A 23,033-nucleotide genomic window follows, 5' to 3' on the forward strand; every position below is an offset into this window, starting at 1 on the left:
CGCACACAAGGAAAACGATACCAACTGGGCGATCCCGAACGAGATCGAGATCCTTCTTGTCCACATCCTGCCCCCGCCGGAACTGGACGCCGAACTGGAGAGCGCCTTCGCGACGGCGTCGCGCATCGCCGTGCCCTCACGCGAGGGGCTGAAGAGACGCGCCGAAGCGGCGGTCGGGCCTGACGACAAGCGGGCCGTCCTTGCCACGCTCTTGCGCGATACGCACACCCGGTTTGCCGCCCGCCGGTCGGAACGGGTGGCGCGGCAGATCGTGGCCCGGCGTTTGGCGCGGCTCGGGTTGGGGCTGACCCTGGCCATCGTTGCGGTGCTGGTGATCCTTGGCTACGGGGTCGAGATCTCCGAGGATACGGAACTTGGCTATCACCTTCTGGCCAAGTACAACCTTTGCGTCACCACCTTCTTCGGCTTTCTCGGGGCCTATCTCTCGCGCCTCATCGCGTTTCAGAACGGTGCGGGGCGGCTGTCCTTCGATGACCTGGAAAACGGCTATGCCTGGCACTTCCTGCTGGTGCGGCTTCTGGTGGGCGGCCTTTCTGCGCTGGTGCTCTACTTTGTGATCGCCGGTCGGCTGATCGGCGGCGAGTTGTTCCCCGAACCCAGCGCCGAAGTGACCGGCGGCTTCGGCGCGCTCTGGCAGGCGTTCGAGGACGAAAGCTACACCGGCCCGACGGCCAACTTTGCCAAGCTTATCATCTGGTGCTTCATCGCAGGCTTTTCGGAGCGGTTCCTGCCCGATCGGCTTTCGGCGCTTGAAGCGAAGGCGCAGGGCTGACGCCTAGCCCTTCTTCGGTCCGCCGGGACGCGGGCCGGGGCGGGTGGGAGTGGTGCGTGGCTTCGCGGTCCGTGAACTTGCCGGGCGATCGGTGGCCTTCCGCGCGGGCGGGCGGGTTGCCTTCTGCCAGGCCTCGGAGAGCTGTTGCAGCCCTTCTCCCGGCTTCAGCTTCGGCTGCGCGGCCTTTGCCGCGGGCTTCGCGGTCGGTTTTGCCTCTGGCTTGCGAGCTGTTCCGGAGGGCGCGGGGGCGTCGCCCTCGGAAAGACCCAGCTGCTCGCGCAGGATGCGGGGCTTTACTTCTTCGACGTCGCCCGGCTTCAACTCGTTCAGCCGGAAGGGGCCGTAGGACACGCGGATCAGCCTGTTTACCGTCAGGCCGATATGGGTCATGGCCCGCCGGATCTCGCGGTTCTTCCCCTCGCGGAGGCCCACGGTCAGCCAGGCATTCGCGCCCTGGTGGCGGTCGAGCTTGACGTCCATGCCAAGGAACCTTTCGCCGTCGACTGTCACGCCCTTGCGCAGGGGTTCGAGGGTGGGGTCGGTCGGGTTCCCTTTGACCCGCACCCGGTACTTGCGGAGCCAGCCGGTCGAGGGAAGTTCGAGGCGGCGCTTGAGCTCGCCGTCGTTGGTGAGAAGGAGGAGGCCTTCGGAGTTGAGGTCGAGCCTGCCGATCGACATCACCCGCGGCAGGTCTTCGGGCAGATGGTCGAAGATCGTGTCGCGGCCCTTTTCGTCCGAGGCCGAGGTCACCAGGCCCTCGGGCTTGTAGTAGAGCCAGAGGCGCGGGGGTTCGGGGGCGCCGACGGGCTCGCCCCGGACGGTGATCTTGTCTTTGGCGGTCACGTTCAGGGCGGGCGAGGTGATGACCTTGCCGTTGACCTTGACCTCACCGAGTTCGATCAGGCGTTCGGCCTCGCGGCGGGACGCGATGCCGGCGCGGGACAGGACCTTGGCGATCCGTTCGCCTTCGGGGGTGTCGTCGGCCTTGGCGGGGGCTTTGGGCTTTTCTTTTCCGGTCATGGTCTGCATCCTTCGCCGCGGGGTGTGCGACCAACCCCGGGGGTTTTCCACCCCCGGACCCCCGAGGATATTTGAGCAAAGATGAAAGAGCAACGCGAAGGGTTCCGGTCGTTCATGGCGGCGGCGCTGGAGGAGGCGCGGGCGGCGGCTTTGCGGGGGGAGGTTCCGGTGGGGGCGGTGATCGTCGCGGGGGGCGAGATCGTGGCGCGGGCGGGGAACCGGACGCGGGAGCTGGTTGATCCGACGGCCCATGCGGAGGTGCTGGCGATCCGGGAGGCTTGCAGGCTGGCGGGGTCGGAGCGGCTGGCGGGGCACGATCTTTACGTGACGCTGGAGCCCTGTCCGATGTGTGCGGCGGCGATCTCGGCGGCGCGGGTGGCGCGGCTTTACTATGGGGCGGCGGACCCGAAGTCGGGGGGGGTCGCGGTCGGGGCTCGGGTCTTCAGCCACCCCCAGTGCCATCATGTGCCCGAGGTCTATGACGGGATCGGGGCGGGGGAGGCGGAGGAGCTGCTGAAGGGGTTCTTTGCGGAGAAGCGGGGGTGAGTGGGCACGGTGCCCATAATTTTAAACAATTGATATTAAACGATTTAGAGCGCGCCCGTTAACGTCTTGGTAACTTCTGCCGGCTCCCAACGGACGGTGCAATCGGCAACTTCAACCGCCCAGCATTTCGGCGGTCAGGCGGCCCTTGAGACCGGCAAGGGACGGAAGCCAGAGCTGTGCCTCGTCCGGCAGGGCGGGGTCGGTCAGGATTTCGGTCACGGCGTCTGACTCCAGAAGCGGCGACAGCCACGCGGCGAGATCGGCGGCGGCTTCGCGGCGGTATTGGGCGAGCGCCCAAAGCTCCAGCCGTCCGTCGCGTTGCGAGCGGGCCATGTCGACCAGAAAGCCGATCAGCGCCCCGCGACCGATGTCGGGCCGGGCGAAGAGATCGTCGAGCGGCCCGGTGACAGCCGCGACCGGCCAGCCGCCGACAACCAGAATCTCGACCAGCATCCAGGGCGTTTCGACCGCGTCGACATCCATGACCTGCAGGGCAGCGAAATGGTGGAGGAGGGCATGCGCGTACTGGTCCATCAGAAGCACCATCGCGGGGGGCGGAAAACCCGGATGGATGCCGCGCCCATCGCCGAAGCGCTTGAGGTCAGCGCGGACCGAGTTGTAGTCGACCTCGATGTCCTGGGCGATGAGGTCGAGGTAGCGCGGCAGGAGGGCCAGGAGATCGTCGGGGTCCGTCGGATCGCCATGCGCCGAGTTGCTGTATTCCTGGATCAGCGCGGACGAGAGGTCGCGGACGGGGGTGGCGACGATCTCGGCGAGCGTTTCCCGCGTCATGCAGCACGGGCAATGACAGACCATCAGCGTCGGCGGCACCCGGTCTGGCGCAAGGCGATAAAGCGCTTCGACTGTGGCGAAGAGATCTTGGCGGAACGGAGTATCGGGCAGGGTCAAATCTGGATCGGCTCCATGACCTCGGGCTCGATGACTTCTATCCCGGGGGGCAGGCCTGCGCGCAAGGGGCCTGCGTCCTGCGCGAGGATCGGGAAGGTCTTGTAGTGACAGGGGATGATCCAGCGGAAGTTGAACCATTTCCGCGCCGCCCAGGCCGCGCGGGCCATGTCCATGGTGTAATGCCCCCCGCAGGAGAGGATGCCGATGTCGGGGTGGTGGTATTCGGCCATCCAGGCCATGTCGGCCATGATGTCGGTATCGCCCGAGACATAGATCGTGTGGCCTTCACCCGCGATCATGAAGCCTGCAGCGGACCCGGCAGGCAGGAGCGGGCCGCCGAGATAGTCGATGCTGGCGGAATGGCTGGCGTTGACCATCGTGACCTTCGCGCCGCCAAGGGTCAGCGTGCCGCCCTTGCCGAAGCCGACCGTCTCGGCAAGGTCGCCTGCGTTCATCCATTCGGAAACTTCATGCACGCAGTGGACCTTGATCCCGAGCTTCTTCGCGATCCGCGCTGCATCGGCGGCGTGGTCGCCGTGGGCATGGGTCAGAAGCACATGCGTGGCCCCCTGGATCGCCTGATCTTCGGCCATTGCCGGGAACATCGGGTTGCCGGTCAGCCAGGGATCGACCAGGAGGACGGCCTCTTCGATTTCGATCCGAAAGCCGGAATGGCCAAGCCAGGTGATCTGCATCGCGTGCTCCTTTGCCCTATGTTTGCGACAGAGCATTTAGAAACGACGGACGGATGACAACGATGTGGAACGCCATCGACGGCTACTGTGAGCGGACCTCTGCCGCCTATTGGGCAGAGCCGGTCAATGCGATGACAAATCTGGCGTTTCTGGTGGCGGCCGTGGTCATGTGGCGGCGGACGGAAGGGCTGCCGCTTGGCCGGGCGATGTGCGGTGTGCTGGCCGCGATCGGGGTGGGGTCGTACCTTTTTCACACCCACGCCAACGGGTTTACGGCGACGATGGATGTGACGCCGATCCTGGTCTTCATCCTGCTTTACCTTTTTGCGGCGACGCGGGATTTCCTGGGTCTGGGCAAGTGGTGGCCCTGGGTCGCGGTGGTTGCCTTCTTTCCTTATGCCGCGCTGACGGTGCCGGTTTTTTCGGCGCTTTTGCCGCTGGGGTCATCGGCCGGCTATGCGCCGATCCCGGTTCTGATTCTGGGTTATGCCGCCCTGCTTTGGCGCCGGGCGCCCGAGACGGCGCGGGGCATGGCGGTGGGGGCGGCGATTCTGGTGGTGAGCCTCACTTTCCGCACTTTGGATGAGCCGTTGTGCGGCACGATTCCGATGGGGACGCACTTCCTGTGGCACATCCTGAACGGGCTGATGCTGGGTTGGATGATCGAGGTCTATCGCCGCCACAGGTTTGCAGCGGGTGGCCTTGCCGGCTGACCCGCGGGGCGCTTGTGTGTCCTGTGGGCCGCACGGCTGTCTTGGTGTTGCGGTGAAAACTGCCGTAGGGGAAGTTTACGGTTTTCTTGGACGCCGATCTCGTGTATCGAAGACCTGCCTGTAACCACGAAAGGGGGGCACGACATGATGTATGCAATCGTCCTACCCTGCCGAGACGGAATTGTCCGTATCGGAGTGGGTTCAGCCTGGGCCAATCACAAAAGCTGACGCTGGACTGACAGAGCCGCCATGGCACGATCCGCAAGGGTCGGGCTTTCCCTAAACCTTCAACGCAACTGGCTCGACCTTGGCAGACCATCGGTCTGCAATGCCGCGCCTTCCATTAGTCCCAAGCGAGGGGACCGGTAGCCTTTAGCGGCGCCGGTCTGGTGCATCCATGAACGCGATACTGAACGAAAACAGTTCCCCCCTGAACCACGCCGTGGAGAGGCTGATCGCCGAACACGGGTTTCGCGCCGTAACGGGCGCATTGATGGTGCGGCTTGTGCAGCGCCCGCGTGCAGTTGGCCTGCCGAAGGCCGGGCTTCTGAACGACCACCTGCGGCGTGACATCGGCTTGCCGCCGGTCTTGCAGAGCCCGGTGCCGCCGTTTCCGCGGCTGCCGTAAGGGCCGCACGGTCCCGCCCCCTTTTCTTCGGGGCGGGGCCGGGATGCGCACGGCTTGCGGCCTATCGCATCGCCCGTTAAATGAGGCGAAACCATCGGAGGGCTCATGGCCATTGACATCGACACTGCCCGCAAGGTGGCAAAGCTCGCGCGTATCCGGGTGGAGGAGGCCGACCTTCCGAAGCTTGCCGGGCAGCTTTCGGGCATCCTTGGTTTCATGGAGCAGCTGAACGAGGTCGATGTCACGGGCGTGGAGCCGATGACGTCGGTCACTCCTATGCGGCTGAAGCGGCGGGTGGATGAGGTGACGGACGGGAACATCCAGGCGCAGGTGCTGAAGAATGCTCCGGACGCGCGCGAGGGGTTCTTTGCGGTGCCGAAGGTGGTGGAATGAGCGCGAACTCCTGGACCATCGCGGCGGCGCGGGATGCGCTGCGGAAGGGTGAGATTTCGGCGGTCGATCTGACGATGTCGTGCCTGACGGCGATCGATGCGGGCGATGCGCTGAACGCTTTTGTTTGGAAGACGCCGGAGATCGCGCTGGAGCAGGCGCGGGCGGCGGATGCTCGGCTGGCCTCGGGCGATGCGCCGGGGATGTGCGGGATCCCGCTGGGGATCAAGGATCTGTTCTGCACCAAGGGGGTGCCGTCGCAGGCGGCGTCGAACATCCTGAAGGGGTTCAAGCCGGAATACGAATCAACCGTGACCTCGAAGCTTTTCGGGGCGGGGGCGGTGATGCTGGGCAAGCTCAACATGGATGAGTTTGCGATGGGGTCGTCGAACGAGACCTCGGCTTATGGCAATGTGGTGAGCCCCTGGAAGGTGGACGACCGGATGCTGACGCCGGGCGGGTCGTCGGGCGGGTCGGCGGCGGCGGTGGCGGCGGACCTCTGCCTTGCGGCGACCGGGACGGATACTGGCGGGTCGATCCGGCAGCCTGCGGCGTTTACCGGGATCGTGGGGATCAAGCCGACCTATGGGCGGGTTTCTCGGTGGGGGATCGTGGCGTTTGCGTCGTCGCTGGATCAGGCGGGGCCGACGACGAAGTCGGTCCGCGATGCGGCGATCATGCTGGGGGCGATGGCGGGGCATGATCCGAAGGATTCGACCAGCGCGGACATTCCGGTGCCGGATTTCGAGGGGGCTTTGACTGGCGACACAAGGGGCAAGGTCATCGGTATCCCGAAGGAATACCGGATGGACGGGATGCCCGCGGAGATCGAGGCGCTTTGGGCGCGCGGGATCGAGATGATGAAGGATGCAGGCGCTATTGTGCGGGACATCAGCCTGCCGCATACCAAATATGCCCTTCCGGCCTATTATGTGATCGCTCCGGCGGAGGCGTCGTCGAACCTCGCGCGGTATGATGGGGTGCGCTATGGGCACCGCGCGAAGCTGGCGCAGGGTGATGGCATCACCGAGATGTATGAGAAGACCCGGGCCGAGGGCTTTGGGCCGGAAGTGCAGCGGCGGATCATGATCGGGACCTATGTTCTGTCCGCCGGGTTCTATGACGCCTACTACAACCGTGCCCGCAAGGTACGTGCGCTGATCAAGCGGGACTTCGAGAACGTCTTTGCGGAGGGCGTGGATGCGATCCTCACTCCCGCTACGCCGTCGGCTGCTTTCGGGCTTGGCGAGATGTCGGATGCCGATCCGATCCAGATGTATCTGAACGACGTTTTCACCGTCACGGTGAACCTTGCGGGGCTGCCCGGCATCTCGGTTCCGGTGGGGCTGGACGCGCAGGGGCTGCCCCTGGGGCTGCAGCTGATCGGCAGACCGTGGGAAGAAGCACCGTTGCTGAATTACGCACATGTGTTGGAATCGCGCGCGGGCTTTGTGGCCAAAGCGGAAAAATGGTGGTAATTGGCGCAAAACAACGCGTCTCGAGGCACGAATGAGCCGTACTACCCTTGGTCCCGCCGCTGGCGCAGCTCTTGCCGCGCTTCTGTTGGCCGCCTGCACGCCGACGACCCCGGACACTACTGGGGCTGGCGTCGGCTTCCAGGACTATAACAGCTATATCCGCGGTGCGGGTCCGGCACCTGCGGGCGCGCCCGTGACTGTGGTGCCGCCCGGTGGTGGGTTCGATCCGGCCGCTGCCGCTGCCGCCATCGACCGCGCCGAAGGTGGATCGACGGTGCCGCCCGCTGGCACGACCGCTCCAGTGGTTGTGCCGACCGACAGCTCGGAACGTCCGCGGGGCGGGGCTCCGGCCGGGATAAAGGAAGAGTCCGGCGAGATGGTGCGGAGCAACACCGGCATCTCGGACGAGCAGGATTTCGCGGCCGTCTCGGCGCGCGAGACGATTGAAAGCGACGCCGAGCGCATCGCACGGAACCGCGCGGAATATGTCGTGGTCCAACCCAAGGACCTGCCGCAGCGGCCCGGCGATACCGGGCCTAACATCGTGGAATTCGCGCTGGCGACCAGCCATGCACCGGGCGTGCAGATGTACAAGCGCAGCGGCATCGGTGGCCGCAGTTCGGGCTGCGGCAAGTTCGCCTCGCCCGACCAGGCACAGCAGGAGTTCCTGGCCAAGGGCGGGCCGGAGCGCGACCGGATGGGCGTTGACCCGGACGGCGACGGTTTTGCCTGCAGCTGGGACCCGCGGCCCTTCCGTACCGCCTTGCAGTGAGCCTGACGCACCCTTCGCCGAACTTCGGAGAACGGCGGGGCAGGGGGCGGGTGGAGCTTGTCGTCCTGCACTACACCGCCATGCGCACCTGTGTCGAGGCACTGGACCGGCTTTGTGACCCCGGGGCCGAGGTGTCGGCGCATTACCTGATCGATCGGGACGGCACGGTTCTGTCGCTTGTCGACGAAGCAGTCCGGGCCTGGCATGCGGGCACCGGCAGTTGGGCCGGGGAGGGCGACGTCAACTCGCGCTCGATCGGGATCGAACTGGTGAACACCGGGTCCGAGCCTTTTGCCGAGCGCCAGATGACGGCGCTGGAGAAGTTGCTTTCAGATGTGCTGGGCCGCCACGACCTGCCCCCGCAGGCGGTAATCGCGCATTCCGACATGGCGCCGGACCGCAAGGGCGATCCAGGCCCGCGGTTTGACTGGCTGCGGCTTGCGGTGCAGGGCCTGTCTGTCTGGCCTTTGGCCGTTCGTCCCGGAGACTTTGCCAGGGATTTGCGGTCCTTTGGCTATCCCGACGCATTACCGGATGTGCTGCTGAATGCCTTTCGTCTGCGCTTCCGGCCCTGGGCCAAGGGTGCATTGGACGACATCGACCGCGCGCTTGCAGCCGACCTTGCCGCACGCTTTCCGGTTGACGGCAGGCCGCCGCACGCCTAACTCCAACCCGCGCGGAGGGCTGGATGGCCGCGGGGGCAACCCCGAGGAAAGTCCGGACTCCCGTTGGCAAGGGTGCCGGGTAACGCCCGGCGGGGGTAACCCCAGGGAAAGCGCCACAGAGAAGAGACTTCCCCTGTTCGCAGGGGTAACGGTGAAACGGTGGGGTAAGAGCCCACCGCGGACTTGGCGACAAGGACGGCACGGCAAGCCCCACCCGGAGCAATGCCAAATAGGGGCCTCGCGGCAGGACTGGTCGGGAAACCGATACCGCTCGCCAGGGACGCCAACGCCCGAGAGGCCCGGGTTGGCAGCTTGACCGCCGTGGCGACACGGTTGGCAGAGGAATGGTCATCCAGAGGGGCAACCCTTGGACAAAATCCGGCTTACAGGCTCTCCGCGCATCCCTTCGGCCATTGCCGGTCTTTACGGACTGTGGTTCCTTGCACCGGGAAAAGCCACAGGGCGGCAATGATGGCGAAACCGAAGAAAGTCATCGTGGCCTGCATGCGCAACGAGGCTCTGTTCCTGGTGGAGTGGCTTGCGCATCACCTGGCGATGGGGTTCGACCGCATCGTCGTTTACACCAACGACTGCGAAGACGGGACGGATGTTCTGCTGGATCTTCTGTCCCAGACGCCCTGGATCGAGCATTTCGACAACCCCGGCCCCTATGACATGGGCGGCACGATCCAGCGGCATGCCCTGCATCTAGCCTTCCAGCTGCCACATGTGCGTGGTGCTGACTGGGCGATGCACATCGATGCCGACGAATACCTTAACGTGACGATTGGCAAGCGGAGCGTCGACGATCTTGCGGCGCTTTACCCCGATGCCGATGCCATTGCGATCATGTGGCGCCATTTCGGGTCGTCCGGAAAAAAGACCTGGGAGGGTGGGTCGATCATCGAAAGCTTCACCCGTTGCGAGGACAAGCTGCCGGACGTGGCGGCCGGCCAGCTTGCGAATTTCAAGACCTTGTTCCGGCCCCGCCGGTTCCGCGCAATGTCGATACACTCGCCGAAGTACCCTCGGCGGGGTGTCGTGCCGGTCGTGGTGAACACGGCTGGCGTCGAGATGCCGGTGGAGAAGATCAAGATGCGCCGGGGGTCGGGTTATGCTGTCGGTCCCCATCAGGTGACCTGGGCAAACGCATGTCTGCATCATCACCATGTGAAGTCGGACGACCTGCACCGGATGAAACATGCACGCGGCGACGCGAACGGGCGCAACAACGCAAAGCGCAGGATCGGCAGTGAGTTTCATGCCTATGCGGATCGTAATGAGGCGGTTTCGACGTCCATGTTGGGGCTGCGTCGTCGGGTGCGGCGCTGGGAGGCCCGGCTTCGCGCGATTCCCGGCGTGATCGAGGCGGAAGCAGCGGCATGGTCATGGTTCCGCGCGAGATTTCCGGTGGAAGCAGGCGAAGAACACGAGCCTGGACTGCAGCCCCAATCGCTTGACAGATCATCGCTTCCCCGACCGGCCTAGCGAGCGGTTCCGCCCGGCACATCGGAACCGCCTCTTCGGTCGCTTTGCTGTTGACTCTGCCGGGCGCGCGGCTAAAAGGCGGGCTTCAAGGATTTCACCGGGGGATGCTTTTCCCTCGATGCAGGAGATACGACCATGGCGAAGCCCGCCACCATCAAGATCCGCCTGAACTCGACCGCGGGCACCGGCCACTTCTACGTGACCAAGAAGAACGCCCGCACGATGACCGAAAAGATGGTCGTCAAGAAGTATGATCCCGTGAAGCGGGAGCATGTGGAATACAAGGAAGGCAAGATCAAGTAAGATCGCCGCCTTCCGTCTGACCGCAAGGCCGCACCTTAGGGGCGCGGCCTTTTGCTTTGGAGCTGGCGATGCAACGGGTGATGATCGTGGGTCAGCCCGGATCGGGCAAAAGCACACTTGCCCGCGAGCTGGGCCAGCGCACCGGGCTGCCGGTCTTTCACATGGATCACATCCACTGGCAGGCAGGCTGGGTCGAACGGCCGAGAGCCGAGAAGATCAGACTGGCCCTGGAGGTCGAGGCGCAGGAGCGCTGGATCTTCGAGGGCGGGCTGTCGGCGACCTACGACAACCGGGTGGCCCGGGCCGATACGCTCATCTGGCTTGATTTGCCGGTGGGGCTTCGGTTCTGGCGGGTGGTGAAGCGGTCGGTGCGGTACTTCGGGCAGACGCGGTCCGATCTGCCCGATGGCTGCGCCGAGCGGCTGGGGCCGGAAACGCTGCCCTTCTGGCGGTACATCTGGCGGACGCGGGCCACGGCGCGGCAGCGGATTCTGCTGCTGCTGGCTTCGGCGCCGCCGCATCTGACCATCGTGCATCTGCGCCGCCGGCGGGAGGTGGCGAGGTTTCTGAACGGGTTGATGCTGCGGTAGCGGGGGCTTGCCATCGATCAACCAGCCGCCGTCGGCAAGCTTTTCGGGGTGGTCGTACAGGCGGAGAGTCCCCTTTCCTTTTTGCCGCCGCGCCCCATGTTTGCGGCATGATTCCGACGCTCTCTCTTCGCAAGGCATCGAAGGACGACCTTTCGGCCGTCGACCGGTTGCTTGCGCGCAGCTATCCGCGGCTTCTGGCTGGGGACTATCCGCCGTCGACCATGGTTCTGGCGGTGCCGCGTCTGACGCGCGCGCGGCCCGAGCTTCTGGCATCGGGGCGCTACTTCCTGGCGGAGGATGCCGAGGGGCGGCTGCTGGCGGTGGGCGGGTGGAGCCGCAGTAATCCAGCCGGGGCGGGAGCGATCGAAGATACCGGCCATGTCCGACATGTGGCAACCGATCCGGCCGCCGTGCGGCAGGGTGTCGGGCGGGCCCTGATGGGCCGGGTCATGCAGGATGCACGCGGGGCGGGGATGGGCTGGCTTGACTGCCTGTCGACCAAGACCGCGGTCCCCTTCTATCAGGCGCTTGGGTTCCGCCCGCTTCACATGGTCGAAGTCCCGCTTGCGCCGGGCATCGTCTTTCCAGCCGTGCGGATGATGGCCGACCTTCGCCGTACCGTCGCCTGAGGTGTTGCCACAAATGAAAAGGGCCGGTCCAAGGACCGGCCCTTTGTCGTTCTGTCTGTCCGCTTATTCCCGATTGCCGAGGAACTGCAGCAGGAACATGAACAGGTTGATGAAGTCGAGATAGAGCGTCAGGGCGCCCATGATTGCCGACTTGGCCAACCATTCCTGATCCATCGCAGCGGCGTGCTGGATGTATTCGTTCTTGATCCGCTGCGTGTCATAGGCGGTCAGACCCGCGAAGATCAGCACGCCGATCACAGAGATCGCGAACGCCAGCGCCGAAGAGGCGAGGAAAATGTTAACGACCATCGCGACCAGAAGGCCGATCAGACCCATCATCAGGAACGTGCCGAGGCCGCTCAGGTCACGCTTGGTGACATAGCCGTAAAGCGACAGGCCCGCGAAGGCGATCGCGGTGATCAGGAAGGTCTGCGCGATCGAGACGCCGGTGAAGACCTTGAAGATCCAGGCCAGCGAAAGGCCCATCACGGCCGCGAAGGCGTAGAAGAAGACCTGTGCGGCGGCAGCCGACATGCGGTTGATCAGCGCGCCGAACGCGAACACCATGGCAAGGGGGGCGAACATCACCACCCAACCAAGGATATTCGGGCGCAGTGTGAGCGGGTCACGGAAGATCGACAGGAGCGCGTCCGACGTGCCGACCGACCATGCAACGCCTGCAGTAACCAACATGGCCACGGACATAAGTCCGTAGACCTTGTTCATATGGGCGCGAAGCCCTTCATCGATCTGCGCGCGGGCGCCTACGCCTACGCTGCGGACCGTGTCAAATTCAGCCATTGAAGCCTCCGATGTTGTCCCTAAGGGCAACGCCGGGGGAACCGGCGCGACCTCATGCACGGAATATTGGGCGGCGCGCCCAGTATTTCAAGCGTTTTGACCTTTGTTCCTGCCCAAAAGTGTAAACTTTTCAGCCGCGCCAGTGCGAAGGGGCGTCCCAATCGGACCGGGCGGCTTCGGCCAGAGCTTCTTCGCGGCTGATGCCGATGTCTTTCAGCAGATGATCTTCAAGCTCTGCCAGGCGGTTCCGCTGGCGCCGCAGGGCTGCGCGGGCGAAAATCGAAGCTATGGACCTGGCAAACGACGGCCGTTCAGCATGGTTGCCGAGAAGGGAAAGTGAGCGCATGGCGGTCTCCAATCATCTGTTTCGGTGATGCCGCATGGGCGTTGCATCATTATTGTTGAAGCATGCGCCATGCTCATGCATAATGAAAACGAATGATTGTGAGCTTCTGGATCAGGATCTGTGATATGCCGCGCAACCTTGACCTTTCCGCCATCCGCTCTTTCGTGACGGTCGCCGACGTAGGCGGCGTGACCCGTGCGGCGGGGTATCTGAACCTGACGCAGTCGGCGGTCTCTATGCAGATCAAGCGGCTGGAGGAGTCGCTGGGCCTGTCGCTTTTCCTGCGGGCCGCCCGCAAACTGGCGCTTTCGCCGGAGGGGGAGCAGCTTGTCTCTTACGGTCGCAGGATGCTGGCGCTGAACGACGAGGCGCTCTCGCTGCTTTCCTCGACCGCCTTTGAAGGGGAAATCCGGCTGGGTGTGCCGCATGACGTGGTCTATCCGGCGATCCCCGGCATCTTGCGGCGGATGGCGCACGCCTACCCGCGGGTCCGGATCAATCTGGTGTCGTCCTTCACTGTCCTGATGAAGCAGGACTTCGCCCGCGGCGGGTTTGACGTGATGCTGACGACGGAAGAAGCGCCGGACCCGGGTGCCGAGGTTCTGTCGTCGCGGGGACTGGTCTGGGTTGGCGCACCGGATGGGAATGCCTGGCAGCGGAGGCCCTTGCGGCTGGGGTTCAAGGACACCTGCATCTTCCGGCCCCGCGCGCAGGCCGCGCTGGAAGCGGCTGGAATCCCCTGGGAGCTTGCGACCGGCGGCGAAAGCGAACAGGCGGTCGAAGCGACTGTGGCGGCTGATCTGGCGGTATCGGTGCGGATGGTGGGCAGCATCCCGGAGGGAATGGCGCCGATAACGGGGGACAACCAGTTGCCAACGGTCGGTGAAATGAAGCTTGGGCTTTACCGCAGCAATCGCCGCAGCGATGAGGCTGTCGATCTTTTGGTGTCGGAGCTGCGCTGCGCCTATGGGGCTTGACCCACGCGAATGACCACTTTGCCGGTGGCCTTGCGGGTCCGCAGGAGCTCCAACCCTTCGGGCAGGGCGTCGAAGCCGAGCGCGTGGTTGACATGCGGCCGGATCAGTCCCTCGGCCCGCCAGCGCAAGAGTTCAGTCATGCTGTCGGAAACGATGCCGGGGGCGTGGGTTTCGTAGCCACCGTACCAGAAGCCGATGACGGTCAGGTTCTTGACGAGCAGTACGTTCGCCGGAACCTGCGGCACCTGGCCCGAGGCGAAGCCGATCGCCAAAAGGCGGCCGTCCGGCCTGGTCGCGCGCAGGGCTTCGTCGAAGGCCGGGCCGCCGACGGCATCATAGACCACGTCCACCCCGCCTTCCGCCCGCAGCGCTTCTTTCAGGCCGGGCGCGTCGCTGTCGATCAGCACATCGGCCCCGGCGGCCTTCGCCACGGCCAGCCGATCCGCCCCCCGCGCCGAGGCGATCACTCTGGCCCCGAGGCGCTTGCCGATCTCGACGGCTGTCAGGCCGACGCCGCCTGCAGCGCCGGTGACCAGAAGCGTCTCACCCGGACGCAACCGTGCCTTGTGTGCGAGGGCAAGATGCGAGGTCCCGTAGGCGATGGGAAAGCCTGCCGCCTCGACAAAGCCCATGCCGTCGGGAATGCGGTTCAGGCGTGACGCCGGCACGGTGATCCGCTCGGCAAGGGCGCCGGCCGTGCAGGTCGCGAGGACCGGGTCGCCGACCGCCACGCCGGAGGTGTTCGGTCCCAGACGCTCGATCACGCCCGAGAACTCCATGCCCGGCACATAAGGCAGTGGCTGCCGGATCTGGTACTTGCCTTCAATCGTAAGCATATCCGCAAAGTTCAGGCCGACTGCTTCGACGCGCACAACGACCTCGCCTTCTGCGGGTATTGGCTCTACAACGTGGGCGAGTCTTGGTGCGGTGTTGGTTTCGGTGACCTGCCAGGCAAGCATTGCAATCTCTCATAAACAGCGTTTGTTTCTTACTACCAGAGGTATAAGCATTTTCACCCCTGTACAGTTTCTTGCAATGCATAGGATCGGAGATTTGCATAATGCGAAGATGGCGCCCGATCTGCCCATAATGCATTGCAAATTGCAACTATCGTTAAAGGCGAGTAGTGTGGCGGTCGGACTCGCCCATGATGCAACCGCTAACAACCCCACCGTGTGTTGTACGGGTGTATAATTGGACATGTACAAATGGACAGGTTTTCGCAGTGCAGAGGTCTTTTGTTCGCAAACTTCGCTGGCGCGCAGTTTTGGCACGAAAATTGCTTATAAATACTCGAGGGGAATGAACACTAGTTCGGAGTCAATAATGAAGCATCCCGTAGACGCACATGTAGGCAAGCGCATCCGCCATCGCAGGTGGATGGTTGGTATGACCCAGCAGCAGCTTGCCGACAAGGTTGGCATCAAGTTCCAGCAGATTCAGAAATATGAGACCGGTATGAACCGGGTCAGCGCCTCGCGCCTTTGGGACGTCGCGGACGCGCTGGGAGTTTCGATCTCGTTCTTTTTTGAAGGCCTTGCTGAAGGTCAGGTCGGTACGGCCTATGCCGCCGACATGATGTCCGACAAGGAAGCGCTTGAGCTTGTGCGGTCGTACTATGCGATCCCGGAAGCCCAGCGTCGCCGCCTGTTCGATCTGGCGCGCGTCCTTTCCGAAGCGGCCTGAACACCGCCTTGACCGCGCCCCCGCGAGCGTTTAGCGCCCGTGGGGGCGTGTTCCCGTCTGGGCCGCCCTAGTTGGGGAGAGGCATCATGCGGGTTTCAAAAGCCTTGGCGACCGAACTTGTTGCAACAGCGCATGAACTGGCCGATGTAGCGCGGACCGCGACCCTGACCTATTTCCGGGCACGCGACTTGGTAGCCGAGACCAAGGAAGCATCACGGTTCGACCCAGTGACCGCAGCCGACCGGCTGTCTGAAGAACGAATGCGCCAAGTGCTTGCCCGCCGTCGCCCCGATGACGGCATCCTGGGTGAGGAATTCGGCGCTTTGGAGGGCAGCAGCGGTCTGACCTGGGTGCTTGATCCGATCGACGGAACCCGCGGCTATCTTTCCGGTACGCCGACCTGGGGTGTTCTGATTTCGGTCCGCGGCGCTGTCGGCCCGCTTTTTGGCATCATCGACCAGCCCTATATCGGCGAGCGCTTTGAAGGCGGTCTTGGGCGGGCGCTTGTGCGGGGCCCGATGGGCGAGGCCCCGCTTGCCGTGCGCGGGCCGCGCGCCCTGTCGCAATCCATCCTCTTTTCCACCTTTCCCGAGGTCGGCACGGCCGAGGAAGGTGCGGCCTTTCGGCGGGTCGCGTCGCGCGCAAAGCTCGTCCGCTATGGCACCGATTGCTACGCCTATGCCTTGATCGCCGCCGGACAGATCGATCTGGTGATCGAGGCAGGCCTGCAGGCCTATGATGTGCAGGCCCCGATCGCGGTGATTGAAGCCGCCGGGGGGATTGTCACCGACTGGCAGGGCCGCCCGGTTTATGAGGGCGGCCAGGTCCTTGCAGCCGCGAGCCGCGAGGTCCATGCCGAGGCCATGGCGCTGCTCAACGGCTGAGGCGCCCGATCTGCGGTCCATTTGGAAGGTCGTTCGCCGGTTCGGCAATTTCGTTTGTATATTGCCGTGTTGCGGTGACCTCACGCGGTCGGCTAGAGTTGGCTCGTCGCCCGTGCCCTTCTCCCTTCTGACGGTCGGCGCTGGTTTCTGCTGAAACCGAAGGGTGTGCAGCAGGGTGCACCCATGCCAGAGTTGCTGATCCGGAACGCCGATGTCGTCGTGACGATGAACGCCACCCGCGCCGAACTGGCGGGCGCGGATATTCATGTGCGCGATGGGGTGATCCAGGCCATAGGTCCGGGCCTTGCTGTGGCGGGGGCCGAGGTGATCGAGGCGCGGGGTTGTGTTGTTACGCCCGGCCTCGTCAACACCCATCACCACATGTTCCAGACGCTGACCCGTGCAGTGCCGGGTGGCCAGGATGCGTTGCTCTTCGGTTGGCTGAGGACGCTTTACCCGATCTGGACGCGCTTCGGGCCAGAGGAGATGTTTGTCTCGACCCAGGTTGGCCTGGCAGAACTGGCGCTGTCAGGCTGCACGCTGACGTCGGACCATCTGTACCTTTTCCCGAACGGCTCGCGGCTGGACGACACGATTGCCGCGGCTGCCGAGACGGGCCTCAGGTTTCATCCGACACGTGGTGCCATGTCCATTGGCGAAAGCGCGGGCGGTCTGCCCCCCGATACGCTGGTCGAGCGCGAGGGGATGATCCTTGATGACATGATCCGCGTAGTGGACCAGTTCCAGGACCCTAGGCCTGGGGCGATGATGCGCGTCGGGCTCGCGCCCTGTTCGCCGTTTTCGGTCAGCCGCGAGCTGATGCGCGACACGGCCCTGCTGGCGCGGGACAAGCGGGTGATGCTGCACACCCATTTGGCCGAAAATGACGAGGATATCGCTCATTCTCTGGCCCAGTTCGGCTGCCGACCTGGTCAATATGCCGAGGAGTTGGGCTGGACTGGCGTCGATGTCTGGCATGCGCATTGCGTGAAGCTGAATAGTTCGGAAATTGAACTTTTTGGTCGATCCCGGACTGGTGTTTCGCATTGTCCATGTTCGAATTGTAGACTCGGGTCAGGGATTGCTCCGGTACGTGCGATGCGGGATGCGAGGGTCAGGGTAGGCCTTGGGGTGGATGGTTCGGCCTCCAGCGACGCGGGCAATCTGATTGCCGAGGCGCGGATGGCGATGCTTTTGCAGCGGGTGGCGCGGGGGGCAGATGCGATGTCGGCGCGCGAGGCGCTGGAGATCGCGACACTGGGCGGGGCGCAGGTTCTGGGACGGGATGACCTGGGTTCGCTTGAGCCGGGCAAGCGGGCCGATCTGGCAATCTGGGACATGTCGGGGGTCGAGGCGGCCGGAAACTGGGACCCGGTCGCGGCCCTGGTTCTGTGCGGCCCGACGCGGGTGCGCAACCTGATCGTCGAGGGGCGCGAGGTGGTTCGCGGGGGCGAGATGCTGACGCTGGACTTGCCGAAAGTGCTGGAGCGCCATCGCCGGCTGGCACAAAGGCTTGCTGGGTAGCATCTGCTTTTCCCGCCCTTCCTTTCGCGTGGGTTCGGCGGCATGGTTTCGCCAACCACGTGAACCGGAGACCACGATGCGCCGCCTTGCCGCCCTGATCCTGTCGTCTATCCTGGCCCTGCCCGCCAGCGCCGAGACAATCCTGTCGGAAGCCAGCGGAACCTGGGGCGGGGCGTCGGGACAGAGCGTCTTTTTCCGCGCCGAGCTAAGCGCGAGGCAGGAGCAAGAGACAAGCCGACTGCGCATCTGGATCGGACATGATGATCCGTCGGCGCCGAAGCTAGATTTCGACAACCCGGCGATTTCCTTCAATTGGTTCGCGCAACGACAGGAGCTGGAAGTCGTCGACACCAGCAACGGCAGTGTCCTGCAGTTGACTAACGAAGGGAGCGATGGCGAAGCTGATTGGCTGTCGGTGCTGCAGATTCAATACATCGACTCTCAGTACACGGTCGTCGGCGTGCGTGAGCGACACATCAGCAACATGCATCCCGCAGACCTGGTGCCATATGAATGCGAGCTTGATTTCCTGAAAGGGAAGGTCACCGTGAACGGTGAGACGAGGGACCTTCTGCCAATGCGCTGGGAGTCGCTGGACGCCAGAAGCTGGACTTACCGCACGGCCTTCGACCGGGGCTATTGCCCTGAGAGCTAGCGGGGGCCGGTTTGCCGCGGTAAAAGGCCGTGAAGGAGGCCTTTATGGACCACAACTACGAAGCCCAGCGGCGCGAGACCTTTGATACCTTCCGCCAGTCGAAAGGGATCAGCCTGCCGAAGACGGCGGTGGTGGAGTATGCCTTCTTCATCGAGGAGCTTGATGCCTCATGGCCCGCGTTGGAACGGGCGCTGCGGCTGGAGGGGTTCGGGACGCGGCGGGCCAAGGATGGTGAGACGCTCATCGCGTGGATCGGGCCGATTCCAGTCACTCCGGAGGAGATCTGGAAGTATGAGCGGATCGCCACCACGATCGCGCTGAAGCATGATTTCTATCCGGACGGGTGGGAACTGGCGGAGTAGGTGACCCACCGTGGGTCAGCTATTGGCGGCAAATGGAATCAATGTGTTGCCGTCTCCTTCATGTCGTCTTAACCAATTCGGGTTGATCGGGGCACGAATTTTCGGCGAAAATTCGGGGGTGGTCAGCCTTTAAGGCTGACCTTTCGGCCCCCCACCCAGACCTCGGCCACGGCCCGGTCGTCGCCCATCATGATTGTCGGGAAAAGCGCCTGCCAGAGATCGCCCGCCTGCGCCGAGGCCTGCGCGATGGCGGGGGTGGAGGCGAGGTCGATGACCACAAGATCGGCTTCCATGCCCACGGCGATATTGCCGATCCGGTCCTCGGACCGCAAAGCCCGCGCGGAGCCTTGGGTCGCAAGCCACCAGAGCTGGGAGGGGTGGAGCGACTGGCCGCGGAGCTGGGCGACCTCATAGGCGGCGGCCATGGTGCGGAGCATCGAGAACGACGAGCCGCCGCCCGTATCGGTTGCAAGCCCGACGCGCAGCGACCGGGCGAGCCCCATGTCGAAGAGACCCGAGCCGATGAACGTGTTCGATGTCGGGCAGTGGACCAGGCTGGCGTCGGCCTCGATCAGGCGGGCGCGCTCACGGTCGGTCAGGTGGATGGCGTGGCCGTAAACCGCGCCTTCGCGGAGGAGCCCCTGTGCTTCGTAGGTGTCGAGGTAGTCGCGGGATTGGGGGAAAAGCTCGCGCACCCAGGCGATTTCGTCGGTCTGTTCGGAAAGATGGGTCTGCATCAGGCAGTCGGGGTATTCCCGCCAGAGCGCGCCCAGGGCCGCAAGCTGCTCGGGCGTCGAGGTGGGCGAGAAGCGCGGGGTGATGACGTAGGAGAGCCGGTCCATTCCATGCCACTTCTGCAGGAGGCGCCTCGAATCGTCATAGGCCGATTGCGCGGTGTCGCGCAGGCCTTCGGGCGCGTTCCGGTCCATGCAGGTCTTCCCGGCGAAGACCCGCATGCCGCGCGACTGCGCTGCCGAAAAGATCGCATCCACGCTTTCGGGATGGATCGTCGCGTAGGAGCAGACGGTCGTCGTTCCGCGCGCGAGCACCAGGTCAAGGTAGCGCCCGGCGATCTTGTCGGCATAGGCGCGGTCGGCGAAGCGCATTTCTTCGGGGAACGTGTAGGTGTTCAGCCAGTCGATCAGCCGCTTGCCCCAGCTCGCGATGATGGCGGTCTGGGGGTAGTGGACATGGGCGTCGATGAAGCCGGCCGAGATGAGCTTTTGTCCGTGGTCGTGCAGGTGTGCCTGGGGATAGCGTGCGCGAAGATCGGCTGCTTCGCCCACGGCGGCAATGCGGCCCTGATCCACCAGCACCGCGCCATGCGCAAGGTGCTGGGCCGCGTCGGGGGTCGCGAATGGGTCGCCCTGAAAGCGGATTACCTGCCCGAGGAGAAGATCGGCCATCGTACGGTCCTTGTTCTTGCCGAGCCAGCCTAGAGCCTTTATGGCCGAGGTTGAATTGCCCATGGCCTTCTGTTTCGTTGAAACAGCTTCGGCTAGGGTCGCGGCAATGGGGTGATCGGCCTCGGGGGGCGGCATGACGGACCATCTGGCAAACCCGGAAGACGAGACCCTGGACCAGGAGCGTATTGACGCGGTGCTGGAGGCCGTCGAGGCCGAGGATAGCGGCGCACTTGATACCCTGCTCGACCCGCTCCACGCCGCTGACATCGCCGACCTTCTGGAACAGATCGGCGGGCCGGACCGGCGGGCGCTGCTGGCGCTGTGGTCGCATGAGATCGACGGGGAAATCCTGTCGGAAATCTCGGACGCGATCCGGGAAGAGGTGATCGAGAGCCTGCCGCGTGAGGTGCTGGTCGAGGCGGTGCGCGACCTTGAGTCCGACGACGTCGTTGACATTCTGGAGGACCTGGAGCCGCCGCAGCAGGGCGTGATCCTTGACGCGCTGGAAAGCGCGGACAGGGTGGCCGTGGAACAGGCGATGGCCTTCCCGGAGTACTCTGCCGGGCGGTTGATGCAGCGCGAGACGGTGGTGGCGCCAGAGCATTGGACGGTGGGGGAAGCCATTGATTTCCTTCGGCAAGCCGAGCATTTGCCGGATCAGTTCTACCATGTGATTCTGGTCGATCCGCGTATGAAGCCGGTGGGCTATGTGACGCTGGGGCGCATCCTGTCTTCGGGCCGCGAGATGGCGTTACGCGCGATTACCGAGGACAGTTTCCGCACCATCGAGGCGACGGAACCAGAGGCGGATGTCGCTTATATCTTCAACCAGTATCACCTGATTTCCTGCCCGGTCGTGGATAGCGCGGGGCGGCTGGTGGGGGTGATCACCATCGATGACGCGATGAATGTGCTGGACGAAGAGCATGAGGAAGACATGCTGCGTCTGGCCGGTGTGGGCGAGGAAAGCTCGATCTCGGACGGGGTCTGGGACACGGTCAAGGCGCGGCTGCCTTGGCTGGCGATTTCGCTGGTGACGGCGAATATCGGCGCGCTGGTGATTTCGCAGTTCGAGGCGGTGATTGCGAAGATCGTGGTGCTGGCGGCGCTGATGCCGGTTGTGGCGGCGATGGGGGGGAATGCGGCGACGCAGTCGCTGACGGTGGCGGTACGGGCGCTCGCGACGCGCGACCTGACCGGGGCGAATGCCTTCCGCGTGGTGCGGCGGGAACTGGCGGTCGGGGTGATCAACGGGCTTTGCTTCGCGGGCGTCATGGCGACGGCGGCCTGGATCTTGTTCGGGGCGCCAATGGTGGGAGCGGTGATTGGCCTGGCCCTGATCATTACGCTGATCGTTGCCGCGCTGGCGGGGGTTCTGGTGCCGCTTCTGCTCAACCGTCTGGGGTTCGACCCGGCATTATCCTCGGGCACGTTCGTCATCACGATGACGGATGTGATCGGGTTCTTTGCCTTCCTCGGCCTTGCGACAGTGATGCTGCTATGAGCGATATCAAGGCCTTGGCGCGGGCCGAGGCGTTCGAGAGGCGGGCGCGGGCCTTTGCGGCGGGGCAGGGGCAGGCGGCCGAGATTCTGGCGGACTACCTGGCGGGGCAGGCCGGCAAGGTGCTGTCGGGCTATATGCCGATGCGGAGCGAGATCGACCCGTTGCCCGCGATGGCGGCGCATCAGGGGCCCGTGGGGGTGCCGGTGATCGTGGGGAAGGGGCTGCCCTTGCGGTTCCGTGAGTGGTCGCCGGGCGCAAAGATGGTGGAGGGGGCGTTCAAGGCGCTGGTCCCCGAGGAAGGGGCCTGGGTGGAGCCTTCGGTGCTGATCGTGCCGCTGCTTGCGTTTGACGCGCGGGGGTATCGGCTGGGCTATGGGGGCGGGTTCTACGACCGGACGCTGGAAGGTTTGCGGGCCAGGGGGAAGGTACTGGCGGTGGGATTTGCCTTTGCGGCGCAGGAGGTGGCTCAGGTGCCGACTGAAGCGACCGACCAGCGGCTGGATGCGGTGGTCACGGAAAAGGGGGTCACGGTTTTCGCGTGACGCTTTCTTGGCAACGACGGCTGCTCGTCGATGACTTCGTCACTCCTCGCGGGGCGTACCGAGGAGGAGACGAAGTCGAACGAGGAGGGGTCGGCTTAGTGCGCGATGTCTTCCTGGCGGACGAACATGTTGCCCCAGGCGCGGTCGATCAGTTCCGGGGTCATCTGGTAGGGGATGTTCTCGAATTCGCAAACAGCGATCATCTGGTCGATCAGGAAGACCGGCTGGTAGTTCGCATAGTTGTTGGCGATGGTCGGGAACTTGACCTTCATCAGATGCATGAGCGCAGTTTCGTCCAAAGGCATCTTCTTCTTGCGGGCGACCATGGCGAAGATCTTCAGGAAGTTCTCCTGGCTTGGGCCGTCGATCTTGATCTTGAAGAAGATACGACGCAGGGCCGCGCCGTCGAAGATCTGGTTGGGGTGGAAGTTGGTCGAGAAGATCACCAGCGTGTCGAACGGCACGGTGAACTTTTCGCCCGATTGGAGCGCCAGGATATCGCGGCTTTCTTCCAGCGGCACGATCCAGCGGTTGACGATCTTCTGCGGGGGTTCCTGCTGACGGCCAAGGTCGTCGATGATGAAGATGCCGCCAGTGGCCTTGAGCTGCAGGGGGGCCTGGTAGGTGCGGGCGACCGGGTTGTAGTTCAGGTCGAGCATGTCCAGCGACAGTTCACCGCCGGTGATGACCGAGGGGCGTTCGCAGAAGACATAGCGGTTGTCGAACC

Annotated in this window: 27 protein-coding genes, 1 other RNA gene and 1 pseudogene; 21 read left to right on the top strand and 8 right to left on the bottom strand. The window is 64.2% G+C overall.

Annotation, left to right across the window (positions count from 1 at the left end; all coding sequences use genetic code 11):
* On the top strand, positions 1-793 hold a 793-nt coding region (locus ACRCSW_RS19075), incomplete at its 5' end, for a hypothetical protein (protein WP_438707235.1).
* Positions 794-796: 3 nt separating this feature from the next.
* On the opposite strand, the gene ACRCSW_RS19080 is transcribed toward ACRCSW_RS19075, so the two are convergent.
* Positions 797-1,813, bottom strand: coding sequence for a pseudouridine synthase (locus ACRCSW_RS19080; protein WP_438707236.1), 1,017 nt, complete (start codon positions 1,811-1,813; stop codon positions 797-799).
* Between the two features lie 81 nt (positions 1,814-1,894).
* Between ACRCSW_RS19080 and ACRCSW_RS19085 the strand changes: the two genes are divergently transcribed.
* Positions 1,895-2,359 carry a nucleoside deaminase gene (locus ACRCSW_RS19085; RefSeq protein ID WP_438707237.1) on the top strand — a complete coding sequence of 155 codons (465 nt, stop codon included), beginning with the start codon at positions 1,895-1,897 and terminating at the stop codon, positions 2,357-2,359.
* A 111-nt stretch (positions 2,360-2,470) separates the two neighbouring features.
* Here ACRCSW_RS19085 and ACRCSW_RS19090 read toward each other — a convergent pair whose 3' ends face one another.
* Both ACRCSW_RS19090 and ACRCSW_RS19095 read right to left on the bottom strand, forming a co-directional pair.
* Positions 2,471-3,268 carry a hypothetical protein gene (locus ACRCSW_RS19090; RefSeq protein WP_438707238.1) on the bottom strand — a complete coding sequence of 266 codons (798 nt, stop codon included), beginning with the start codon at positions 3,266-3,268 and terminating at the stop codon, positions 2,471-2,473.
* Positions 3,265-3,963, bottom strand: a complete 699-nt coding sequence (locus tag ACRCSW_RS19095) for a metal-dependent hydrolase (RefSeq protein WP_438707239.1) — start codon at positions 3,961-3,963, stop codon at positions 3,265-3,267. The genes ACRCSW_RS19090 and ACRCSW_RS19095 overlap by 4 nt, the downstream gene beginning before the upstream one ends.
* Positions 3,964-4,016: 53 nt before the next feature.
* On the opposite strand from ACRCSW_RS19095, the gene ACRCSW_RS19100 reads away from it, so the two are divergent.
* The 11 genes from ACRCSW_RS19100 to ACRCSW_RS19150 all read left to right on the top strand — a co-directional run bounded on the left by ACRCSW_RS19100 (position 4,017) and on the right by ACRCSW_RS19150 (position 11,619).
* A complete protein-coding gene (locus ACRCSW_RS19100) occupies positions 4,017-4,676 on the top strand; it encodes a ceramidase domain-containing protein (protein WP_438707240.1) in 660 nt (219 codons plus the stop codon).
* A gap of 397 nt (positions 4,677-5,073) precedes the next feature.
* The gene (locus ACRCSW_RS19105) at positions 5,074-5,304 is read left to right on the top strand and encodes a hypothetical protein (protein ID WP_438707241.1); all 231 of its coding nucleotides are present in this window, start codon (positions 5,074-5,076) and stop codon (positions 5,302-5,304) included.
* Positions 5,305-5,409: 105 nt separating this feature from the next.
* Positions 5,410-5,697: an Asp-tRNA(Asn)/Glu-tRNA(Gln) amidotransferase subunit GatC gene (gene gatC, locus ACRCSW_RS19110; RefSeq protein ID WP_438707242.1), complete on the top strand. Its 288-nt coding sequence runs from the start codon at positions 5,410-5,412 to the stop codon at positions 5,695-5,697.
* The gene (gatA, locus tag ACRCSW_RS19115; protein ID WP_438707243.1) at positions 5,694-7,172 is read left to right on the top strand and encodes an Asp-tRNA(Asn)/Glu-tRNA(Gln) amidotransferase subunit GatA; all 1,479 of its coding nucleotides are present in this window, start codon (positions 5,694-5,696) and stop codon (positions 7,170-7,172) included. The genes gatC and gatA overlap by 4 nt, the downstream gene beginning before the upstream one ends.
* Positions 7,173-7,203: 31 nt before the next feature.
* Entirely contained in the window at positions 7,204-7,944 is a 741-nt protein-coding gene (locus tag ACRCSW_RS19120; protein WP_438707244.1) for a hypothetical protein, read from the top strand.
* Between the two features lie 50 nt (positions 7,945-7,994).
* A complete protein-coding gene (locus ACRCSW_RS19125; RefSeq protein WP_438707245.1) occupies positions 7,995-8,609 on the top strand; it encodes an N-acetylmuramoyl-L-alanine amidase in 615 nt (204 codons plus the stop codon).
* A gap of 11 nt (positions 8,610-8,620) precedes the next feature.
* An RNA gene (rnpB, locus tag ACRCSW_RS19130) (RNase P RNA component class A) lies at positions 8,621-9,011 on the top strand.
* A gap of 69 nt (positions 9,012-9,080) precedes the next feature.
* Positions 9,081-10,097 carry a glycosyltransferase family 2 protein gene (locus ACRCSW_RS19135; protein WP_438707246.1) on the top strand — a complete coding sequence of 339 codons (1,017 nt, stop codon included), beginning with the start codon at positions 9,081-9,083 and terminating at the stop codon, positions 10,095-10,097.
* Positions 10,098-10,232: 135 nt separating this feature from the next.
* On the top strand, positions 10,233-10,400 hold the full coding sequence (gene rpmG, locus ACRCSW_RS19140; protein ID WP_008027883.1) for a 50S ribosomal protein L33: 168 nt from the start codon (positions 10,233-10,235) through the stop codon (positions 10,398-10,400).
* A gap of 68 nt (positions 10,401-10,468) precedes the next feature.
* Complete coding sequence (locus ACRCSW_RS19145; protein ID WP_438707247.1) at positions 10,469-10,990, top strand: AAA family ATPase; 522 nt, start codon at positions 10,469-10,471, stop codon at positions 10,988-10,990.
* 107 nt (positions 10,991-11,097) lie between these two features.
* Complete coding sequence (locus tag ACRCSW_RS19150; protein WP_438707248.1) at positions 11,098-11,619, top strand: GNAT family N-acetyltransferase; 522 nt, start codon at positions 11,098-11,100, stop codon at positions 11,617-11,619.
* A 63-nt stretch (positions 11,620-11,682) separates the two neighbouring features.
* Here ACRCSW_RS19150 and ACRCSW_RS19155 read toward each other — a convergent pair whose 3' ends face one another.
* The gene (locus ACRCSW_RS19155; protein ID WP_438707249.1) at positions 11,683-12,420 is read right to left on the bottom strand and encodes a Bax inhibitor-1/YccA family protein; all 738 of its coding nucleotides are present in this window, start codon (positions 12,418-12,420) and stop codon (positions 11,683-11,685) included.
* Between the two features lie 130 nt (positions 12,421-12,550).
* Positions 12,551-12,766 (bottom strand): DUF1127 domain-containing protein, encoded by a 216-nt coding sequence (locus ACRCSW_RS19160; protein ID WP_438707250.1) that lies wholly within the window; start codon positions 12,764-12,766, stop codon positions 12,551-12,553.
* Between the two features lie 125 nt (positions 12,767-12,891).
* On the opposite strand from ACRCSW_RS19160, the gene ACRCSW_RS19165 reads away from it, so the two are divergent.
* Complete coding sequence (locus ACRCSW_RS19165) at positions 12,892-13,743, top strand: LysR family transcriptional regulator (protein WP_438707251.1); 852 nt, start codon at positions 12,892-12,894, stop codon at positions 13,741-13,743.
* Here the strand turns inward: ACRCSW_RS19165 and ACRCSW_RS19170 are convergent.
* Entirely contained in the window at positions 13,731-14,702 is a 972-nt protein-coding gene (locus ACRCSW_RS19170; protein ID WP_438707252.1) for an NADPH:quinone oxidoreductase family protein, read from the bottom strand. The genes ACRCSW_RS19165 and ACRCSW_RS19170 overlap by 13 nt on opposite strands.
* A 367-nt stretch (positions 14,703-15,069) precedes the next feature.
* On the opposite strand from ACRCSW_RS19170, the gene ACRCSW_RS19175 reads away from it, so the two are divergent.
* The 5 genes from ACRCSW_RS19175 (at position 15,070) to ACRCSW_RS19195 (ending at position 18,854) form a co-directional block, all read left to right on the top strand.
* Positions 15,070-15,429 carry a helix-turn-helix domain-containing protein gene (locus ACRCSW_RS19175; protein WP_438707253.1) on the top strand — a complete coding sequence of 120 codons (360 nt, stop codon included), beginning with the start codon at positions 15,070-15,072 and terminating at the stop codon, positions 15,427-15,429.
* A gap of 86 nt (positions 15,430-15,515) precedes the next feature.
* Positions 15,516-16,313 carry an inositol monophosphatase family protein gene (locus tag ACRCSW_RS19180; RefSeq protein ID WP_438707254.1) on the top strand — a complete coding sequence of 266 codons (798 nt, stop codon included), beginning with the start codon at positions 15,516-15,518 and terminating at the stop codon, positions 16,311-16,313.
* Between the two features lie 183 nt (positions 16,314-16,496).
* On the top strand, positions 16,497-17,837 hold the full coding sequence (locus ACRCSW_RS19185) for an 8-oxoguanine deaminase (protein WP_438707255.1): 1,341 nt from the start codon (positions 16,497-16,499) through the stop codon (positions 17,835-17,837).
* Between the two features lie 76 nt (positions 17,838-17,913).
* Positions 17,914-18,492 (top strand): hypothetical protein, encoded by a 579-nt coding sequence (locus ACRCSW_RS19190; RefSeq protein ID WP_438707256.1) that lies wholly within the window; start codon positions 17,914-17,916, stop codon positions 18,490-18,492.
* A 44-nt stretch (positions 18,493-18,536) separates the two neighbouring features.
* Positions 18,537-18,854, top strand: coding sequence for a hypothetical protein (locus tag ACRCSW_RS19195; RefSeq protein WP_438707257.1), 318 nt, complete (start codon positions 18,537-18,539; stop codon positions 18,852-18,854).
* 122 nt (positions 18,855-18,976) lie between these two features.
* Here the strand turns inward: ACRCSW_RS19195 and guaD are convergent, their stop codons facing one another.
* Positions 18,977-20,260 (bottom strand): guanine deaminase, encoded by a 1,284-nt coding sequence (gene guaD / locus ACRCSW_RS19200; RefSeq protein ID WP_438707260.1) that lies wholly within the window; start codon positions 20,258-20,260, stop codon positions 18,977-18,979.
* Positions 20,261-20,393: 133 nt separating this feature from the next.
* Here guaD and mgtE point away from each other — a divergent pair, with 133 nt between their 5' ends.
* Complete coding sequence (mgtE, locus tag ACRCSW_RS19205) at positions 20,394-21,764, top strand: magnesium transporter (protein ID WP_438707258.1); 1,371 nt, start codon at positions 20,394-20,396, stop codon at positions 21,762-21,764.
* On the top strand, positions 21,761-22,306 hold the full coding sequence (locus ACRCSW_RS19210) for a 5-formyltetrahydrofolate cyclo-ligase (protein ID WP_438707259.1): 546 nt from the start codon (positions 21,761-21,763) through the stop codon (positions 22,304-22,306). Before mgtE ends, ACRCSW_RS19210 begins: the two co-directional genes overlap by 4 nt.
* Before the next feature lie 95 nt (positions 22,307-22,401).
* Here the strand turns inward: ACRCSW_RS19210 and ACRCSW_RS19215 are convergent.
* Positions 22,402-23,033, bottom strand: a pseudogene (locus ACRCSW_RS19215) (ATPase); the annotation flags it as partial.

The sequence above is a fragment of the Tabrizicola sp. genome (assembly GCF_051645465.1).
Taxonomy (GTDB): domain Bacteria; phylum Pseudomonadota; class Alphaproteobacteria; order Rhodobacterales; family Rhodobacteraceae; genus Tabrizicola.

Bases quoted from the DNA above. Each gene is read 5' to 3' on its own strand.
- ACRCSW_RS19100 (WP_438707240.1), top strand. From the start codon at position 4,017: ATGACAACGATGTGGAACGCCATCGACGGCTACTGTGAGCGGACCTCT.
- ACRCSW_RS19175 (WP_438707253.1), top strand. From the start codon at position 15,070: ATGAAGCATCCCGTAGACGCACATGTAGGCAAGCGCATCCGCCATCGC.
- ACRCSW_RS19155 (WP_438707249.1), bottom strand. From the start codon at position 12,420: ATGGCTGAATTTGACACGGTCCGCAGCGTAGGCGTAGGCGCCCGCGCG.
- ACRCSW_RS19145 (WP_438707247.1), top strand. From the start codon at position 10,469: ATGCAACGGGTGATGATCGTGGGTCAGCCCGGATCGGGCAAAAGCACA.
- ACRCSW_RS19185 (WP_438707255.1), top strand. From the start codon at position 16,497: ATGCCAGAGTTGCTGATCCGGAACGCCGATGTCGTCGTGACGATGAAC.
- ACRCSW_RS19180 (WP_438707254.1), top strand. From the start codon at position 15,516: ATGCGGGTTTCAAAAGCCTTGGCGACCGAACTTGTTGCAACAGCGCAT.
- mgtE (WP_438707258.1), top strand. From the start codon at position 20,394: ATGACGGACCATCTGGCAAACCCGGAAGACGAGACCCTGGACCAGGAG.
- gatA (WP_438707243.1), top strand. From the start codon at position 5,694: ATGAGCGCGAACTCCTGGACCATCGCGGCGGCGCGGGATGCGCTGCGG.
- ACRCSW_RS19085 (WP_438707237.1), top strand. From the start codon at position 1,895: ATGAAAGAGCAACGCGAAGGGTTCCGGTCGTTCATGGCGGCGGCGCTG.
- ACRCSW_RS19195 (WP_438707257.1), top strand. From the start codon at position 18,537: ATGGACCACAACTACGAAGCCCAGCGGCGCGAGACCTTTGATACCTTC.
- ACRCSW_RS19095 (WP_438707239.1), bottom strand. From the start codon at position 3,963: ATGCAGATCACCTGGCTTGGCCATTCCGGCTTTCGGATCGAAATCGAA.
- ACRCSW_RS19105 (WP_438707241.1), top strand. From the start codon at position 5,074: ATGAACGCGATACTGAACGAAAACAGTTCCCCCCTGAACCACGCCGTG.
- rpmG (WP_008027883.1), top strand. From the start codon at position 10,233: ATGGCGAAGCCCGCCACCATCAAGATCCGCCTGAACTCGACCGCGGGC.
- ACRCSW_RS19160 (WP_438707250.1), bottom strand. From the start codon at position 12,766: ATGCGCTCACTTTCCCTTCTCGGCAACCATGCTGAACGGCCGTCGTTT.
- guaD (WP_438707260.1), bottom strand. From the start codon at position 20,260: ATGGCCGATCTTCTCCTCGGGCAGGTAATCCGCTTTCAGGGCGACCCA.
- ACRCSW_RS19120 (WP_438707244.1), top strand. From the start codon at position 7,204: ATGAGCCGTACTACCCTTGGTCCCGCCGCTGGCGCAGCTCTTGCCGCG.
- ACRCSW_RS19170 (WP_438707252.1), bottom strand. From the start codon at position 14,702: ATGCTTGCCTGGCAGGTCACCGAAACCAACACCGCACCAAGACTCGCC.
- ACRCSW_RS19190 (WP_438707256.1), top strand. From the start codon at position 17,914: ATGCGCCGCCTTGCCGCCCTGATCCTGTCGTCTATCCTGGCCCTGCCC.
- ACRCSW_RS19150 (WP_438707248.1), top strand. From the start codon at position 11,098: ATGATTCCGACGCTCTCTCTTCGCAAGGCATCGAAGGACGACCTTTCG.
- gatC (WP_438707242.1), top strand. From the start codon at position 5,410: ATGGCCATTGACATCGACACTGCCCGCAAGGTGGCAAAGCTCGCGCGT.
- ACRCSW_RS19080 (WP_438707236.1), bottom strand. From the start codon at position 1,813: ATGACCGGAAAAGAAAAGCCCAAAGCCCCCGCCAAGGCCGACGACACC.
- ACRCSW_RS19135 (WP_438707246.1), top strand. From the start codon at position 9,081: ATGGCGAAACCGAAGAAAGTCATCGTGGCCTGCATGCGCAACGAGGCT.
- ACRCSW_RS19210 (WP_438707259.1), top strand. From the start codon at position 21,761: ATGAGCGATATCAAGGCCTTGGCGCGGGCCGAGGCGTTCGAGAGGCGG.
- ACRCSW_RS19165 (WP_438707251.1), top strand. From the start codon at position 12,892: ATGCCGCGCAACCTTGACCTTTCCGCCATCCGCTCTTTCGTGACGGTC.